The sequence below is a fragment of the Paenibacillus sp. PDC88 genome, from assembly GCF_900106725.1.
GTDB lineage: Bacteria > Bacillota > Bacilli > Paenibacillales > Paenibacillaceae > Paenibacillus > Paenibacillus shunpengii.
Genome location: NZ_FNNT01000005.1, coordinates 37,713 through 53,715 on the forward strand (window position 1 = coordinate 37,713; position 16,003 = coordinate 53,715).

16 protein-coding genes and 1 riboswitch are annotated in these 16,003 nt (G+C 47.4%); of the genes, 3 read left to right on the plus strand and 13 right to left on the minus strand.

Features of this window, described 5'->3' with window-relative positions:
* Positions 1–78 precede the first annotated feature (78 nt).
* From BLW49_RS16095 to BLW49_RS16105, 3 genes are all read right to left on the minus strand, one after another.
* A complete protein-coding gene (locus BLW49_RS16095) occupies positions 79–558 on the minus strand; it encodes a pyridoxamine 5'-phosphate oxidase family protein (RefSeq protein WP_090725564.1) in 480 nt (159 codons plus the stop codon).
* A 117-nt stretch (positions 559–675) separates the two neighbouring features.
* The gene (gene thiC, locus BLW49_RS16100) at positions 676–2,487 is read right to left on the minus strand and encodes a phosphomethylpyrimidine synthase ThiC (RefSeq protein WP_090725566.1); all 1,812 of its coding nucleotides are present in this window, start codon (positions 2,485–2,487) and stop codon (positions 676–678) included.
* Between the two features lie 226 nt (positions 2,488–2,713).
* Positions 2,714–2,824: riboswitch (TPP riboswitch) on the minus strand.
* Between the two features lie 116 nt (positions 2,825–2,940).
* Positions 2,941–3,690, minus strand: coding sequence for an IclR family transcriptional regulator (locus tag BLW49_RS16105; RefSeq protein ID WP_076314647.1), 750 nt, complete (start codon positions 3,688–3,690; stop codon positions 2,941–2,943).
* A gap of 350 nt (positions 3,691–4,040) precedes the next feature.
* Between BLW49_RS16105 and BLW49_RS16110 the strand changes: the two genes are divergently transcribed.
* A complete protein-coding gene (locus tag BLW49_RS16110; RefSeq protein ID WP_090725567.1) occupies positions 4,041–5,033 on the plus strand; it encodes an alpha/beta hydrolase in 993 nt (330 codons plus the stop codon).
* A 182-nt stretch (positions 5,034–5,215) separates the two neighbouring features.
* Positions 5,216–6,433, plus strand: a complete 1,218-nt coding sequence (locus BLW49_RS16115; protein ID WP_076314648.1) for a Fe-Mn family superoxide dismutase — start codon at positions 5,216–5,218, stop codon at positions 6,431–6,433.
* A 135-nt stretch (positions 6,434–6,568) separates the two neighbouring features.
* On the opposite strand, the gene BLW49_RS16120 is transcribed toward BLW49_RS16115, so the two are convergent.
* The 6 genes from BLW49_RS16120 to BLW49_RS16145 all read right to left on the minus strand — a co-directional run bounded on the left by BLW49_RS16120 (position 6,569) and on the right by BLW49_RS16145 (position 11,643).
* Positions 6,569–7,384, minus strand: a complete 816-nt coding sequence (locus BLW49_RS16120; protein WP_256209785.1) for a lipoate--protein ligase family protein — start codon at positions 7,382–7,384, stop codon at positions 6,569–6,571.
* Positions 7,385–7,450: 66 nt separating this feature from the next.
* Positions 7,451–8,044 carry a GTP cyclohydrolase I FolE gene (folE, locus tag BLW49_RS16125; protein WP_076314650.1) on the minus strand — a complete coding sequence of 198 codons (594 nt, stop codon included), beginning with the start codon at positions 8,042–8,044 and terminating at the stop codon, positions 7,451–7,453.
* A gap of 57 nt (positions 8,045–8,101) precedes the next feature.
* Positions 8,102–8,362 (minus strand): YneF family protein, encoded by a 261-nt coding sequence (locus BLW49_RS16130; protein ID WP_076314651.1) that lies wholly within the window; start codon positions 8,360–8,362, stop codon positions 8,102–8,104.
* 103 nt (positions 8,363–8,465) lie between these two features.
* Entirely contained in the window at positions 8,466–10,307 is a 1,842-nt protein-coding gene (gene queG, locus BLW49_RS16135; protein WP_076314652.1) for a tRNA epoxyqueuosine(34) reductase QueG, read from the minus strand.
* Positions 10,308–10,412: 105 nt separating this feature from the next.
* Positions 10,413–10,997 carry a signal peptidase I gene (lepB, locus tag BLW49_RS16140; RefSeq protein WP_076314653.1) on the minus strand — a complete coding sequence of 195 codons (585 nt, stop codon included), beginning with the start codon at positions 10,995–10,997 and terminating at the stop codon, positions 10,413–10,415.
* Between the two features lie 220 nt (positions 10,998–11,217).
* Complete coding sequence (locus tag BLW49_RS16145) at positions 11,218–11,643, minus strand: GNAT family N-acetyltransferase (protein ID WP_047911583.1); 426 nt, start codon at positions 11,641–11,643, stop codon at positions 11,218–11,220.
* Between the two features lie 516 nt (positions 11,644–12,159).
* Between BLW49_RS16145 and BLW49_RS16150 the strand changes: the two genes are divergently transcribed.
* Positions 12,160–12,771, plus strand: coding sequence for a superoxide dismutase (locus tag BLW49_RS16150; protein ID WP_076314654.1), 612 nt, complete (start codon positions 12,160–12,162; stop codon positions 12,769–12,771).
* A 121-nt stretch (positions 12,772–12,892) separates the two neighbouring features.
* Here BLW49_RS16150 and mutY read toward each other — a convergent pair whose 3' ends face one another.
* The 4 genes from mutY to BLW49_RS16170 form a co-directional block, all read right to left on the minus strand.
* Positions 12,893–14,047 carry an A/G-specific adenine glycosylase gene (mutY, locus tag BLW49_RS16155; RefSeq protein WP_076314655.1) on the minus strand — a complete coding sequence of 385 codons (1,155 nt, stop codon included), beginning with the start codon at positions 14,045–14,047 and terminating at the stop codon, positions 12,893–12,895.
* Positions 14,048–14,099: 52 nt separating this feature from the next.
* Positions 14,100–14,501, minus strand: coding sequence for a holo-ACP synthase (acpS, locus tag BLW49_RS16160; RefSeq protein WP_305954050.1), 402 nt, complete (start codon positions 14,499–14,501; stop codon positions 14,100–14,102).
* A gap of 120 nt (positions 14,502–14,621) precedes the next feature.
* Entirely contained in the window at positions 14,622–15,431 is an 810-nt protein-coding gene (gene nadE, locus BLW49_RS16165) for an ammonia-dependent NAD(+) synthetase (protein WP_090725571.1), read from the minus strand.
* A gap of 110 nt (positions 15,432–15,541) precedes the next feature.
* The gene (locus tag BLW49_RS16170; protein WP_076314658.1) at positions 15,542–15,976 is read right to left on the minus strand and encodes a BrxA/BrxB family bacilliredoxin; all 435 of its coding nucleotides are present in this window, start codon (positions 15,974–15,976) and stop codon (positions 15,542–15,544) included.
* Positions 15,977–16,003 lie beyond the last annotated feature (27 nt).

The window sequence follows — 16,003 nt, forward strand, 5'->3', positions numbered from 1 at the left end:
GCATTAATAATTCATCGCACAAAAAAAGTGGAGGCCCATAGACGGGCCCCCTTTATGTGCAATCCTGTACAAGCTCCGTCACAGATCTACGGTCTTGTTCAAATCCATCTCATTCTTGCCTGTCATTTTGTTGAACAGATTCTTGACCAGCTTCGTTTTACTGCCTGTTTCCCAATACTCGGCGGTATCTGCCTGAATCTTGATGAGCACCAGCGAAGGGTCGTCATAAGAAACATCAAGCAGCATCTCATAGGCTTTGTTCCAGAACTCCTTCACTTTCGCCGGATCCTGAATCAGCTCCGCTTCACCCCGAATGGAAACATAGGATTTACCGACATAGGCTACATTGACCAGCGGATTTTGCATCAATTCCCGATACTTATTTGTGTCCTTTTTCGTCAGGAACCAGAGATCTCCGTCAAATTCAACCTCCTGTGTCTTCATCGGACGCGAGACCAATCCTTCTGGAGTTACGGTGGTCAGCATCGCTGTATCTATATCCTTGATCAAACCTCTTACCGTCTCAATTGCTTCTTGATTCACTACTGGAGTATTCATAAATGTGATTCCCTCCTTGGCTTCTGGCTCTCACATTTATATTAACCAACTGGAGAATCTGCAATCTACGAAACGGGATCTCACATTATTTTCCTCAATCATAGGGAGATCATTCATTCATCTATTCTGACCCCGATATTCTTCTGCCTTCTCCTGCATACCTGCATGGATCGCTTCCTTCTCACTAACTCCCTTAACGGATGCCATATTTCGAATATCCTGAGTGATGCGCATGCTGCAGAATTTCGGACCGCACATCGAACAAAAATGCGCCGTCTTCGCCCCTTCTGCAGGAAGAGTCTCATCATGATAGGATAAGGCACGCTCCGGATCAAGGGACAGATTGAACTGATCCTTCCAGCGGAACTCAAATCTCGCTTTGGAGAGGGCATCATCTCTTCTGTGCGCTCTAGGATGACCCTTGGCCAGATCGGCAGCATGGGCAGCGATCTTATAGGCAATGACCCCTTCCCTTACATCATTCTTATCCGGCAGTCCCAAATGCTCCTTCGGCGTAACGTAGCACAGCATAGAGGTGCCAAACCAGCCGATCATCGCTGCCCCGATCGCAGATGTAATGTGATCATATCCCGGAGCAATATCTGTTGTAAGTGGACCCAGCGTGTAAAATGGAGCTTCCTGACAAATCTCCATCTGCAGATCGACGTTCTCTTTGATCTTATGCATGGGTACATGTCCGGGACCTTCAATCATCACCTGCACATCATGCTTCCAGGCGATCTTCGTCAGCTCCCCGAGCGTCGCCAGCTCTGCCATCTGGGCTTCATCGTTCGCATCATAGATGCTGCCGGGTCTTAGTCCATCTCCAAGTGAAAAAGCAACATCATATCGGCTCATAATCTCACAAATCTCTTCAAAATGAGTGTACAAAAAGTTCTCCTGATGATGTGCCAGACACCAAGCTGCCATGATGGAACCGCCCCGTGACACAATTCCAGTCATCCGCTCTGCTGTCATTGGAATATATCTTAGAAGAACGCCTGCATGAATCGTAAAATAATCAACACCCTGCTCCGCCTGCTCGATCAGCGTATCTCGGTATATTTCCCAGGAGAGCTTCTCTGCCTCCCCGTTCACCTTCTCCAACGCTTGATAGAGTGGAACTGTCCCAATGGGTACAGGAGAATTGCGGATAATCCATTCTCTAGTCGTATGAATATGGCGGCCCGTCGAGAGGTCCATGACTGTATCCGCTCCCCAGTGCACAGCCCAGCTCATCTTCTCTACCTCCTCCTCAATCGAAGAGGAAACAGCAGAGTTTCCGATATTCGCATTGATCTTAACATGGAATCGGCTTCCGATCAGCATCGGCTCACTTTCCGGATGATTAATATTTGCAGGCAGGATTGCCCTTCCTCTTGCAATCTCACTCCTTACAAGCTCCGGATCAAGCCCCTCGCGGATCGCTGCAAACTCCATTTCAGGCGTCACGATCCCTTTTCTGGCATAATGCATCTGAGTTACACATCGCCCTGACTTGGCTCTGAGCGGCTGTCTTCTGACGCCCGGGAACACCTCTACCTCCTGCTGGGCACTTCTGTCCGATCGAATCCCATTATCCTCTGGCCGTATTTCTCTTCCTTCATAAAACTCAACATCTTCACGCTCAAGGATCCAATTCTGACGCAAGAGTGGAAGGCCTTGACGAATATCAACTTCAGTATTCATGTCACCCATGGGTCCACTCGTATCGTAAACCCGAAATGGCTCATTCTGCTCTACTCCTTGGGGTGTGCTGGTGGGATGGAGCTCAATTTCACGTTCGGGTACGGCAATGTCCGGCCTTGATCCTTGGATATATACCCTCTTGCTGGCGGGGAATGGCTGTAGCCTTCCAGATTCGATCTTTAATTGTTCTCCTCTTATAGCCGATGTCTCTGTGTTCAATCCTTTGTTCGAATGATTCATATGTGCTTCCTCCTTTGTCGAGTTGGGTAGCCCTCTCCTGAGCTGCGTTTGAAAGACAGAAGCTTCACAAACGATAGCCAGTTATATAGAAGCTGCGGCAACAAAAAAAGAGCCCATTCCCACAGGGGAATCAGCTCTAATCCAAATAAGATCTTGGTGTACAGGCTAATAGATCTGCATAGACCACTAACAGAGCCATCACCGCATACAACGGATCCTATCCACATTATATCGCCAATTACTTCCCTACGCTGGTATGATCCAGATCAGGTCCAAAGAGTCCGGCACCTTGCAGTGCCATCTCAGCCCGGCATTTCGGGCTCCCCTAGTAAATTGTTATTGTTGTTTAAAAGAAATGGATTGACCTCATCCTTCGTCTGCATCAAGGTCCATACAAGATTATCTCATTCAGAGCATATTTTCAACCTTTATTTTCCATCCAATCCGAGAGAATTACCTCAGCATGAAACCCATTTGTGCCGCCGTCTCCATAACAATAGGCGCATATTCCCGAAGTGTCTCTTCCGACAGCCTGCTGACGGGTCCGGATAATGACAGTGCCGCTGCCACCTTACCCTTGCGATCAAAGATCGGCGCTGATACCGCTGCTGCTCCAGGCTCTCTCTCTTCATAGCTCGTTGCATATCCCAATTCTCGGATCTCTTGCAGCTGACTCATATAAATATCTTGATCAACGGACAAGGGGATATCAAAATTGCGTATCAGCTGCTCCTGCTCTTCTCTTGCTGCAAACGCAACCAACACTTTGCTTGATGCACCAACGGACAAGGGCAGCCTTACACCAACAGGTGCTACCCTTCGGATCGCTTGATTGCTCTGTACGGCCTGAACGCGTATCCGCTCATTGCCGTCCTTCAAATACAAGCTAACGGTCTCTCCCAAGCGATCACGAAGGCGCTCCATCGCAGGCAGCAGTAGAATCGCCGGGTCATCACTCTGGGACATATGTGCCGCAAGCTCCCATATGCGAATACCAAGCCTATACTTCTCCGTTGAAGGATTGCGCACAACAAACCCCCTGTCCTCCAGTGTTGTCATTAAACGATGAACGGTACTTTTATGTAAACCGATCTTACCCGAAATTTCTGTAAGACCCAGATCTGATTGCTCTGTAAAGCATAACAAAATATCCAATGCCCTCTCGACCGCTCGAACCGTTAATTTGCGATCTTGCTCTTCCATGGCATAATCCCCTCTCTGTTTCATCACGTGAAACCTGGTTACATAAATTATATGAGAATCGATGACCAAAGTAAAGGTTTAATTGAGAATTAATCTCAATTAAACCGCTCATTTCTCTCAACAATCGATCATAATGGAGAAATTTTGGAATAAGTCTTCCTTCACTTGACAAACATTTTTCACCAATAATTTCACTTACATTACAAGTGTGTAACAATTAGTCCCAATCAATTGACATTAGACAGGACGCATCATAGGATAAAGAATAAGTTATACCAACCTCAACTTTATTCATAGGTTGGATTTAGTAATTTAGTCCTATATAACATTCTATTGGAAGGAGGAGTATGATGTTTCCTATCTCCGAGAATAGATCCCTTAATCAGAACGTATCGAGTGCTCCTCCCGCACTTTCCACTCGGCTCATCCGTTTTAAGCATATTGTGGTTGCTCTTATTTTATCGATTATATTTTTCCTCGTATTTTGCTTTATTGCTCTTCATGCCTATATCGCATGGGTACTGTCCTACCCGGCAGTAGCTCCGGTATATTCCAATCCCCTGCTGTCCAAGGGTATGGAGTATGAAGAGGTGACTTTCCCTGCTACGGACGGAAGCCGGGACGTCAGCGGCTGGTACATTCCTGCCGAGGAGAACAGCAGCAAAACGATTGTGTTCAGTCACGGCTATGGGGCCAACCGGGAAGAATCCTGGATTCCCATGTATGATTTGGCCCATTACGCTCATCAGCAGAATTTTAATGTCATTATGTTCGATTATGGCTTCGCCTCCCAGAGCACAAGAGTCGTTGCTACGGGCGGGAAGGCAGAATCGAAGCAGCTTCTCGGCGCAGTTCAGCTCGCTAAGCAAAAGGGAGCTCAAGAAGTTGTCGTATGGGGCTTCTCGATGGGTGCAGGGACCGCCCTTCAGGCTGCCCTTCAAACTGAGGACATTGATGCCATGATTCTTGACAGCACCTTCCTGCTGGAGCCGGATACGCTGTATCATAATATACAGAATCAGATTGACTTGCCGAAGCAGCCTACGCTACAAATTCTGACCATGCTGTTTCCAATCCTGAATGGCACCAGTCTAAACTCCATCCCTTATCAGGAGGTAAGATCAAAGGCTTATGACATTCCTATCTTCTTCATCCACGGGACCCAGGATGAGAAGGCGCCTTACCCAATGGCAGAGCTCTTTGCGAGTAACCAGACGAATCCAAACTCTGATGTGTGGATTGTAGAGGAAGCACGTCACGAGCTCATATACAGAGAGCATCCAAGAGAGTACTTGAACAAGGTGTCTTCATTCCTTGGCGGTATAAGTCTCGCTCAAAAATAGATCAAGCTGAGGCACCTTTAAATAGGTGCCTTCTTCGTATTCTTTTTTAAACGCTCTCTTATTTTGACAAGTCATCATAGTCCAAGCCCTAATGAGAATAAGTATACGTTAGATCATTACGCCGCCTGCTGTTATGCACAACATTGATTTGATAAGAATGATTCTTGGGAGGTGCCGAGCTTATGGAGCTCAGTTATGGACCCTATTTACCGCTGCGCGCGCTGGAAGAGATAAGGACTTGGAAGGATACTGAAATGGGTTGCACAAATATGATTACATCGATTGCACCGGAGCTTGAGGAGGCCTATGTGAAGCTTCTCAATGAATGGGGAAGCGTATTCCAGCGATCGGCTGATGCAGCAGATGATCTGCTTCAGCGGGTAAGCACAGGCGTACAGCCTCCAGATGATTATGCGCTTGCTCAGCTGGATGTGCTGCTGGCCGCTTCGTTTACCCAATCGAAGGAATTCCATCGTCACCTCGGCCACATTCTTGAGCATAGCACCGCGTTATCAAGCAACCCTGCTGCCGAGGTTGTTTTTCGATATATCCAGGGCCAATCAGAGCAGACGGTGAACAGGCTCCGAGGACTGGATCAACCCGCAGCCATTTCCCAAAGAGTAAAACCTATAAGCATCTGGAACGAAGAGCCCTTCCCTTATCCGGAGGTGTCGACACCGCGAACTGGAGCTTCGGAGGAATTGGTTCAGCAATTATCCTCAGCTCTCACTGTATCAGACACTGCATCAGCAGACAGTTCCCCTCCTGAGTCTCCTGTTCCGATTGGAGGACACAAGCTGCCGCCGCTGCCTTATCCCTACAATGCGCTGGAGCCCTATATTGATGAGAAGACGATGCGCATCCATCATGACAAGCATCATAAGACGTATGTCGACGATCTTAACACCGCGGAGAAGAAGCTTCAGGAAGCACGGCAAACCGGGAATTTCGAGCTTGTGAAGCATTGGGAACGAGAGCTGGCCTTTAACGGAGCAGGGCATTACCTTCATACCATCTTCTGGAACATCATGAGCCCAAATGGCGGCGGAAAGCCTGTCGGGTCACTGGGAGAACAGATCAGAAAGGATTTTGGAAGCTATGAAGCATTTAAGAAGCACTTTACAGAAGCAGCCAATAAGGTGGAAGGCGGCGGCTGGGCTGTATTGGTGTGGAGCCCAAGAGCGCATCGGTTAGAAATATTACAGGCAGAAAAGCATCAAAATCTATCTCAGTATGATATTGTTCCTCTTCTTCCGCTGGATGTGTGGGAGCATGCCTACTACTTGAAGCATCAGAATGAACGCAAGAAATACATTACCGACTGGTGGAACGTTGTATACTGGCCTGCTGTGGCAGAACGTTTCCAAGAAGCCCGCAAGCTGAAATGGACTCCTTATTGACCGTAGGGAGAACATCAAGGCAGCTCTCCTTATTTTTTCAAAATAAATGTGGGCTCTCTAACTGCACCCCTATTCTCAAAGTAAAAGACCTCCCTCCGAGGTCTTTTATTGTCACTACACCTTTTGGGGATGAGCTTAATCGTAACGTTCCTTTAATACAGCCACTGTGCGTTCCACCTCGGATCGAGGAACAGACGGTCTAACTCCGGTATACACCTTCTCTGCCGAAGAACCGATCGTTTCTATTAAAGACTGCATATACGCCTCAGCAGAAGGTACATCTGACAGTTCATTTAGACTCCCCATACTTCCGTACTTCACTTGAGGATAGCCCTCATCAGCATCTCCGGCTGCCTGATCATAGAACTGGATGATGTCCTCTGTCAGCTCATCCCCTCTTCCTTCCACGATAATAAAGCCAGTAACAAGATAAGCCTTGGCCAAACGACGCTGGGCAATTCCACAAAACTTCCGTCCATTGATCGCTACATCATAGTCTCCCGGGCAATAGGCTCCTTCGATTTCTCCTGCCACTGCATGTCCTCCCCAGGGAAGAATCGCTTTCCGGATATATTCAACCATGGATTTAAAATCATCATGAATATTAATCGCATGTCCAGGGTTCGGAAGAATGAGACTAAGATTCACCACTCCTCTGGTCAGTCTGACCGCCGCACCTCCGGAAGGACGCACACAGGAGCTTATCCCCTTATTCCGAAATTGCTGCATGGCCTCCTCAGCCTGCTTCAGCCTGTGGTCCCGGAGACCGATGACAAGCGCATTCTCGTGACGCCAGAGATGAGCGACAGGGCGATGCCCCAGCCCCACTTGCCTGCACATCACCTCTTCCCATGCAAAAGCTTCAAGCACGTCCTCATCCTTCTTCATGAGCGGCGATTCCCAGATTTGGATCTCCTTGAATTTGTGAAGCATTGTATCTTCGCTCGCCATGCGCCTCATCTCCCCCTAATAAAAAAGCCTTGATCAGTACGATCAAGACTTTCCGAAATTTCAAGATTAACCTTTAACAAGAGATAGGAACTCAGCCCGGGAAGCTGCATTATCCCGGAATGTACCACGTGTAGCAGAAGTTACTGTCTTGCTGCCCGGCTTCTTCACACCACGAGCACACATGCATAGATGTTCTCCTTCTACAACAACCATGACCCCATTCGGGTTAAGCGCATCCTCAAGGATGTCCGCAATTTGAGAAGTAATCCGCTCCTGTACCTGCAGACGACGAGTTACCGCCTCAACCAGTCTCGCAAGCTTGCTAAGCCCGACAATTTGTCCACTTGGTACATATCCGATATGGACCTTACCGAAGAACGGAGCCATATGATGCTCACACTGACTGTAGTACACAATATCCTTCACAATGACAAGCTCTTCATGATTCTCATCAAAAGTGACACCAAGTACATCTCTAGGATCTACTTCATAGCCCGCAAAAATCTCTTCGTACATACGGGTAACTCTAGCCGGTGTTTCCAGCAGACCTTCGCGTTCTGTATCTTCACCGATCAGCTTCAATATCTGTTCAACATGATACTCAATCTTCTCGCGATTAGCGCCGACAGAAGAGTTCATGTAATCTTTAACTCCAGCCATTCCTTCTTCCTCCTCCCAAGCGGCATACACCTGTACCTGGCAGGCAAGATAGCAGCATTATCTTTTTCTTCCCTGATTCTTGCGCATAGGCGGCTGCATCTTGCCTGCACCATTTCCGCCCTGCTGGGATTTCATCATCTGTTGAGCACGCTGCATCTGCTTGCTGTTCAAATTGTAGCCCATTTGTTTTGCCATTTTTTGTAGAGCTTCAGGATCACTCTGCATCTTCTCAAGCTGCTTGCGCAGATAGAATGCACCGATAAAGAATCCCCCAACGAGGCCTACAATTAGTGTAATAATGGGAATAACGATATCCATACTTATACACCCCTGTTTTTTGCTTGATTGCTATTCTTAACGCATCATACACGATATCATAGCATGTAGAAACGCGGCTAGCAAACGCAATTTGGAGTTTTTGTCAATTCGTAGTCTGTGCTTCCAATGAGAGCAGGCGTTCCTTCACATGGAGCCCTCCAGGGTATATCGTTACTCCACCCTCACTTCCCGTCAAACGGTGATGAGGAATAATAATAGGAAGCGGATTTTTTGAAACTGCCGCTACAACCGAGCGAACAGCCTTCGGTCTCCCTATCTTCTCCGCTAATCCGAGACTTGAGACATGCTGACCATATGAAATCTCCATTAGCGCCTGCCATACCTGCAGCTCAAATGGGGTTCCTCTTAGATCCAGCTGAAGCTCGAACTCTGTACGCTCTCCAGACAAGTATTCCTGAAGCTGCCATGTCACCTCTTGGAACCGGGAAGGATCATGTACAAAATGATATTCACCCAGCCAAGTGCGTGCCCACTGCTGCAGATGCGCCTCTCTTACCGTGTAGTTACCAAAATCGAGTCTTGCAAGTCCTTGTTGCGTGGCACAAAGTGTAAGCTCTCCTGCTTCTGTTGATATTTCATGATAATATACAGGCTCACCCGTAAGCTTGGTTACCGGAGTAGGCTTCCAGGCTGCCGTGTTGTCATTGCGATTCAGCGCCATATTAGACTCATTGTTATTGCCATCCGATGAACTCGATTCAGACGAACTATATTCAGCAGCAAACTCTGCTTCGTATTTCTTCTTCTCGGATAGAGGCCCCATGAGCAGCTTCTCCTGGGCTCTCTGCAGCATGTTCAGTACGTTCCCATCTTGTTCTCTTGCAGCAGCTTCCGATATCACATTCATTGCTTCTTCTCCTCCTATTTGGCTGAGCGACCAAGCAGCGGTTCCTCTCAGTTCGGGACGAGGATCCCGCAGCAACACTTCGCTCAGCTCGGGTACAGCGCTTTGATCTTTAAAATTACCAAGCGCGATGACGGCATTGCGTTGTATTGGTTTTTTACCTCGCCAAGCGGCAGAGCTGTGTCCAAACCGTTCCTTAAATTCCTTATTGCTCAGGGAGAGCAGTGGTTTAAGCAAAGGCTTGACAATTTCGGGGTCGGGTGCAAATTCAGGATGATGATCCCAATTCTTCCCTCTATTCTTCGGGCATACGATCTGGCATGTGTCACAGCCGTACAGCCGATTCCCGATTTTCTTCATATATTCTTCGTCCAAAAAGCCTTTGGTTTGCGTCAAAAAAGAAATGCACTTCTGGGCATTCAGCTGTCCCGGGCCAACAAGCGCTCCTGTAGGGCAGGCATCAATGCACTTCGTGCATTCTCCGCATCCTTCTGTCACCGGTGCATCCGGTGTAAAAGGAATGTCTGTTATGAGTTCCCCTAGAAATATCCACGAACCGAATTTGGGTGATATGATTGCGCAGTTCTTGCCGCTGAAGCCAATACCCGCCCGCTCTGAAACAGCCCGGTCCACCAGAACACCCGTGTCCACCATATTCTCAATGCGCGCCTCTGGAACCCTCTCCTGGATAAAGGCGGTGAGCTTGTCCATCGCTGCCCTCAGAACATGATGGTAATCCTGCCCCCACGCTGAGCGGGCCAATATCCCTCTATAGCTGCCAGGCTCCGACTTTGGCGGATCCTTCATCTTGGAAGGGTAGGCGATGGCAATAGCAATAAGCGAAGCAGGCTTACCCGAATCCAGCGCGGGATTCACCCGTTTCTCGATATCAGGCTCTTCAAATCCTGACTCATAGCCTTTGGCACGATGCTCCAGCAATATGGAACGCAAGGATTCAAACGGTTCCGCAGAGGCAAATCCAACATCATCGATTCCAAAAGACGGTGCTGCCTGTTTAATTTCCTGCTTCAGCCACTCAAAATGTACTCCCGGGCTTACAAGCGAATCTCGACTAATCATATTATCACCTCTAATCCAATCAATCTCATAATAACTTTGCTGTCACAAATGGAATAAACGTCAATTCCTCACATATATCTGTATAGCCTGATCTTCTGTTCCCATTCACAGCTTCTTCATATCACTCATGGGCCAAAAAATAAATTCAGCTTTCCCGACGATCTCTTTAGCCGAGACACTCCCGAATGATCGGCTATCCTTGCTCTTACCTGCATGCCTGTTATCTCCCATGACGAAGTAACGGCCTTCTTCCAGCCGGATTGGACCAAAATCCGGATCCTCAATTGAAGTATTTGTATAAGGTTCCGTCTGTGGCTCTTCGTTGATATATAGTACGTGTTCCCGTATTTCTATCATATCGCCGGGAATACCAATGACTCTTTTGACAAGAAACTCTTTACGATCAGGCGTATGGCTCGGATCATGCAGCACGACGACGTCATGACGCTTCGGCGTATCAAATTCGTATACGATCTTATTAATGAACAATCGATCTTGTTCAACTAGGGTTGGCTGCATCGATTCACCCTTAACAATCGAAATATTGAAGACAAACAAATTAAGAAGCAGCATCAGTACGACAGCAATCAAAATGGTCTTAAGCCAATCCAGAAGCTCTCCGGACAGAGTTGAGCCCGAAGAGGATGTTGTCGCCGTATTCTCTATATCTGGCGGTATTTCCCGGCTCATTTGCTTCTATCACCTCAAGGTTATAATAAAAATGCCATATCAATAGAAAAGCATATCTCGGTTCCATTTGCAATTGGACGCCAAGATATGCCTATTATGGATTAACAATAAAAAATAGAATAAAGTCTGTGTTCTCTCTCTCTCTATATCTGATCTCGCTCATTGCTTGAACATGAGACGCCAATCTAGCAAAACTATAACTTGCATTCAGTACACTTCATTAGCTGTGTGCCAGAATACTAAGATTCTGGAATGCCTTCATGACCTGACTAGCTCCGTAACCCATCGCTTCATACAGCGGCATCGCGGCTTTGTTATGCTCGTCACCAGCGACCCACACCCCTCTTACCTTGCGCTGTTGAAAACGCTGTTCAAGCGCCTTAACCAAGGCTTTTCCAACGCCTTGACGTCTGAAATCAGGGTGAACCGCAATACGATAAATACAACCATGGTTCTGATCAATAGTACCGATTAAAGCACCGATCAGCTCCCCATCCTGCTCAGCAACCATAATAAGGTCTGAATCCCAGGATAACTGGCGAGCGAAAGGACCCATCGTGTTCTCAAAGCAATCTTCCGACAAAGCAGCCGCAAGGAGCTCTGTTACACCATTTGCGTCACTCAACTGAAAGGAACGAATGTTCATCTGCTAAATCTCCCTTTTCGTTATCTTTAGTGAGGTTTTACAAAAAAGGCACGCCCTTTTTACCAAAAACCCGATGATGATCCATCTGAATATATTAGAATGATATGTACAGACGGAAAAACCGGCAAAAAGCCGGCCGAAACATCTGCCACGCCTATTAAGGAGAGCCAGAAATGTTCAGGAAATGATAATATGACAAAAAACGAGATATATCTTCTTCATCGTCCATTAAACCACACTTTGCTCCAGAAAACACGCTTTTTCTTCTGTAAGCGCTTAATATCAAGCGCTTACATTTTTATTGCTAAACTTTGTATATTTGGTATTAAACTAGTTAACACAGTAATAGACTTCAAAAACTGTTTTGTTAATTTCATGTTATATTAAAACCCTTTTATAACAGCTTAACAAACAAAAATGTTGATTAAATAGACTGAATAAGGTTTAATATAAGTGTCGAGGGGAAATCTACATAAAGATTTAACCTTTAATTTATTTTTAGGAGGAATTTCAATCATGGCATTCCAATTACCAGCACTTCCTTACGCAAACGATGCATTAGAACCACATATCGACGCTCAAACGATGGAAATCCACCACGATCGCCATCACAATACTTATGTAACGAACCTGAACGCTGCTTTGGAAAGCGCTCCTGAGCTTCAAGAGAAATCCCTTGAAGAGCTGCTTGCGAACCTCGACAGCGTACCTGAGAGCATCCGTACAGCAGTCCGCAACAACGGCGGCGGTCATTACAACCACAGCCTGTTCTGGGAAATTATCGGACCTAACGGCGGCGGCGCTCCTACAGGCGAAATCGCTGCAGCAATTGACAGCGAGCTGGGCGGCTATGACAAATTCAAAGAAGATTTTGCAAAAGCAGCAACAACTCGTTTCGGCAGCGGCTGGGCTTGGCTGGTTGTCGGCAAAGACGGCAAACTGGCAATCACTAGCACACCTAACCAGGACAGCCCTGTATTTGAAGGCTTGACTCCAGTTCTTGGTCTGGATGTATGGGAGCATGCTTACTACCTGAAATATCAAAACAAACGTCCTGACTACATCGGAGCATTCTGGAATGTAATCAACTGGGATGAAGTAAATAAACGTTACGCTGCAGCGAAATAAGAATTAGACCTCTGCAGTTCAACAGCGGTTACCGCTGTTTGCTTCTAAAAAAGCAGTCCAGAATAAAGCGGCCTTTGCCATTTTATTCTAAGACTGCTTTTTTTCTTATACTCTTCACTATCTATTCATTCAATTCATTAAAATAATCGCGCAATAATTTCAGGAATACATTCGGAAAGGCCATGGTGTCCATATCCTTCGGCTCGATCCAGCGGTACAGATGTCTCTCTTCCTTATAAGCTTCCACCTGTTCTGCAACCATAGTGGATGTCAGCACCGCTTCCGCCTCTGCACAATGATATACCTGCAGATTCCAGTGAATATGACTGAAGGTATGCTCGGCCATTCTCCAGAACGAGTTCGGCTTAATATGATAGCCCTCCTCAAGCAAATGTCCAGCAATCAGATCCATCGCAGGCTCGTGAGGAACCAGATGGGCCAGCTCGCCAGGTGCTGATGCCTGCATATGAGGAAGCTCCCACATCTTGGCCAGCAAGCCGGTTGCAGGACGCTGACGAACCAGCACCTTCCCTTCGTTCACCCCCGTACCGACAACAAGCGCAGCAATTCTCTGCTCGGGACGAGGCGGCTTGGCCTTTTTCTTCACTGGTAATGTGTCTTCTCTTCCTTCAATCCGTCCCGTGCACATCTCCATCACTGGACAAGTCAAACAATGTGGGGATTTTGGCGTACATACGAGCGCTCCGAGCTCCATTAATGCCTGATTGAAATCCGATGCTCGTCCCTCCGGGATGAGCTCCTCTGCCAGCGTCTCCATCTTGACTCTTGTGCTGCCCTTCATAATGTCATCTTCGATCAGAAAATAACGTGACAGCACCCGCATGACATTTCCATCCACAGCAGGCTGCGGCTGATTAAACGCGATGCTGAGAATTGCACCCGCTGTGTAAGGACCTACACCTTTAAGATGAAATACCGCATCCTTCTGGTTCGGCACTTCCCCGCCATGCTGCTCCATGACCTGCCTTGCGGCCGCCTGCAGGTTACGGGCACGAGAGTAATATCCGAGCCCCTCCCACAGCTTAAGCACATCCTCCTCAGGCGCCTCTGCCAAATCCTGTATTGTCGGAAAGCGTTCGATAAAACGCTGAAAATACGGAATCACCGTATCTACCCTTGTCTGCTGCAGCATGATCTCCGATACCCATATATAATAGGGGTCCCGATGTCGCCGCCACGGAAGATCACGTTTATTTTGCATATACCAATGAAGCAGCTCCGTACTAAAGAACTTTTTTGCATTGCTCTGATTCATTCGATTCCTATTCTCCCATTCTGTATTACTAAATGATTCGTATAATCCTCAGTTACATCCGTTCAACGATGGCGAACGCAGCTGCAACGCTTGGCTGATGCGAGATGCTGATGTGAACCATGTAAGAATACTCGCCGCTAAGACCAAGCCGTTTCCGAGCAGGCTCAGAGATGGCCGCAGTCGGCTTACCCAGCTTGTTCGGTAAAATCTCAATATCCTGGAAGCCCAGCAGCTCCCCGATTCCACAGCCAAACGCTTTAGATATCGCTTCCTTCGCTGCAAATCTTCCCGATACATACTGAACTTCACTCTGTGTACGCTCACTAAGTATAGCTCGTTCCTCTTCAGTCAGCACTCGGCTGAGAAATCTGGCCCTGTGAGCGCCTTCCATAATTCGAGCAATCCGGTCTGTCTCCAGCACATCGTTGCCAATCCCGTAGATCAAGCTCTTCACCACCTTTTCAACCTAATCTATTGTATCAGTTGTTTGGACAAATCAAAAACCCTCGTCGGGGCAGTAAATTGTCCCATATTACGAGGGTTCTCTTGTTTATAGGTTATAGGTAGCCGCTAATTAGATACCCGGAATCGCATTACGCTTATGTGCTGTACGAAGGTAGGCTGCTTCAAGCTTCTCTCTTGCTTCTGCATGAATTTCCTTGCCTTCCAGATAGTCGCTGTTATCGTCATATGTAATACCAAGTTCCTTCTCATCGGTCTGACCTTCCCATAGTCCCGCTGTCGGCGCCTTGTCCAGAATCTCCTGCGGCACTCCCACATAGGCTGCAATTTGGCGGACCTGACGTTTGTTCAGGCTGGTCAGCGGAGTAATATCAACGGCGCCATCGCCCCATTTCGTGTAGAAGCCCGTAATGGCTTCCGATGCATGATCTGTCCCGACAACGAGCAGATTCATTTCAAACGATAGTGCGTACTGTACAACCATCCGAGTTCTGGCCTTCACATTCCCTTTACCCTGCGGTGTCATATGACGCGGAGATCCAAGAGCTTTGAAGCCATGCTCTACTTCAAGGGCAATCTCGTTAACCGCTTCTTCAATGTTTGTCTCAACCGTATATTTCAGGTCAAATGCCTTCGCTACCGCATAACTGTGCGCAATATCCACTTGTTCTCCGTAAGGCTGGAACACACCCAGTGTCTTGTATTCTTCGCCATTCTCCTCTGTCAGTTCATCCGTAGCCTGCTTGCACAGCGCTGTTGCTACTGCACTATCAATGCCGCCGCTAATCGCAATAAGCAGCCCTTTTGTGCCGGACTTCAGAACATATTCCTTTAGGAAATCCACCCGTTTCCGAACCTCTTCTTCCACGTTGATCTGTGGTTTCACTCGTAATTCTGCGATGATTTGCTCTTGTAAACTCAAGTTTACGCACCCCGTCTCTTAGAGATTAGTAAGTATGAATAATGGAAAAAGCCAAAACGCCCCGTAATTTCGGGACTAATCCGAAAGAATCGGGGCGTTATGTAACTAGCTTATTTGCAATACTGGTTAAAGGCCCCCACTAAATCGGCAGCAATTTCTTCAGCAGAACGATTCTCGATCTGATGACGCTCGATAAAGTGTACCAGCTCTCCATCCTTCATCAAAGCAATGGAAGGGGAGGAAGGCGGGTATGGAGCAAAATATTCACGAGCCTGAGCAGTGGCTTCTTTGTCCTGACCTGCAAACACCGTAAACAAGTGGTCAGGGGTTACTTCATTCTCAAGCGCTCTGGCTACACCAGGACGTGCTTGGCCTGCTGCGCAGCCGCAAACCGAATTGACGACAACAAGGGCAGTTCCTTCAGCACCCGGCAGTTTAGCTTCTACTTCTTCTACGGTACGAAGCTCTTCGATACCGAGGCGTGTCAGTTCATCCCTCATGGGTTGAACCATATCTTTCATGTATTGGTCAAAAGACATTGACATGTTCTATTCACTCCTTCACTAACTTTT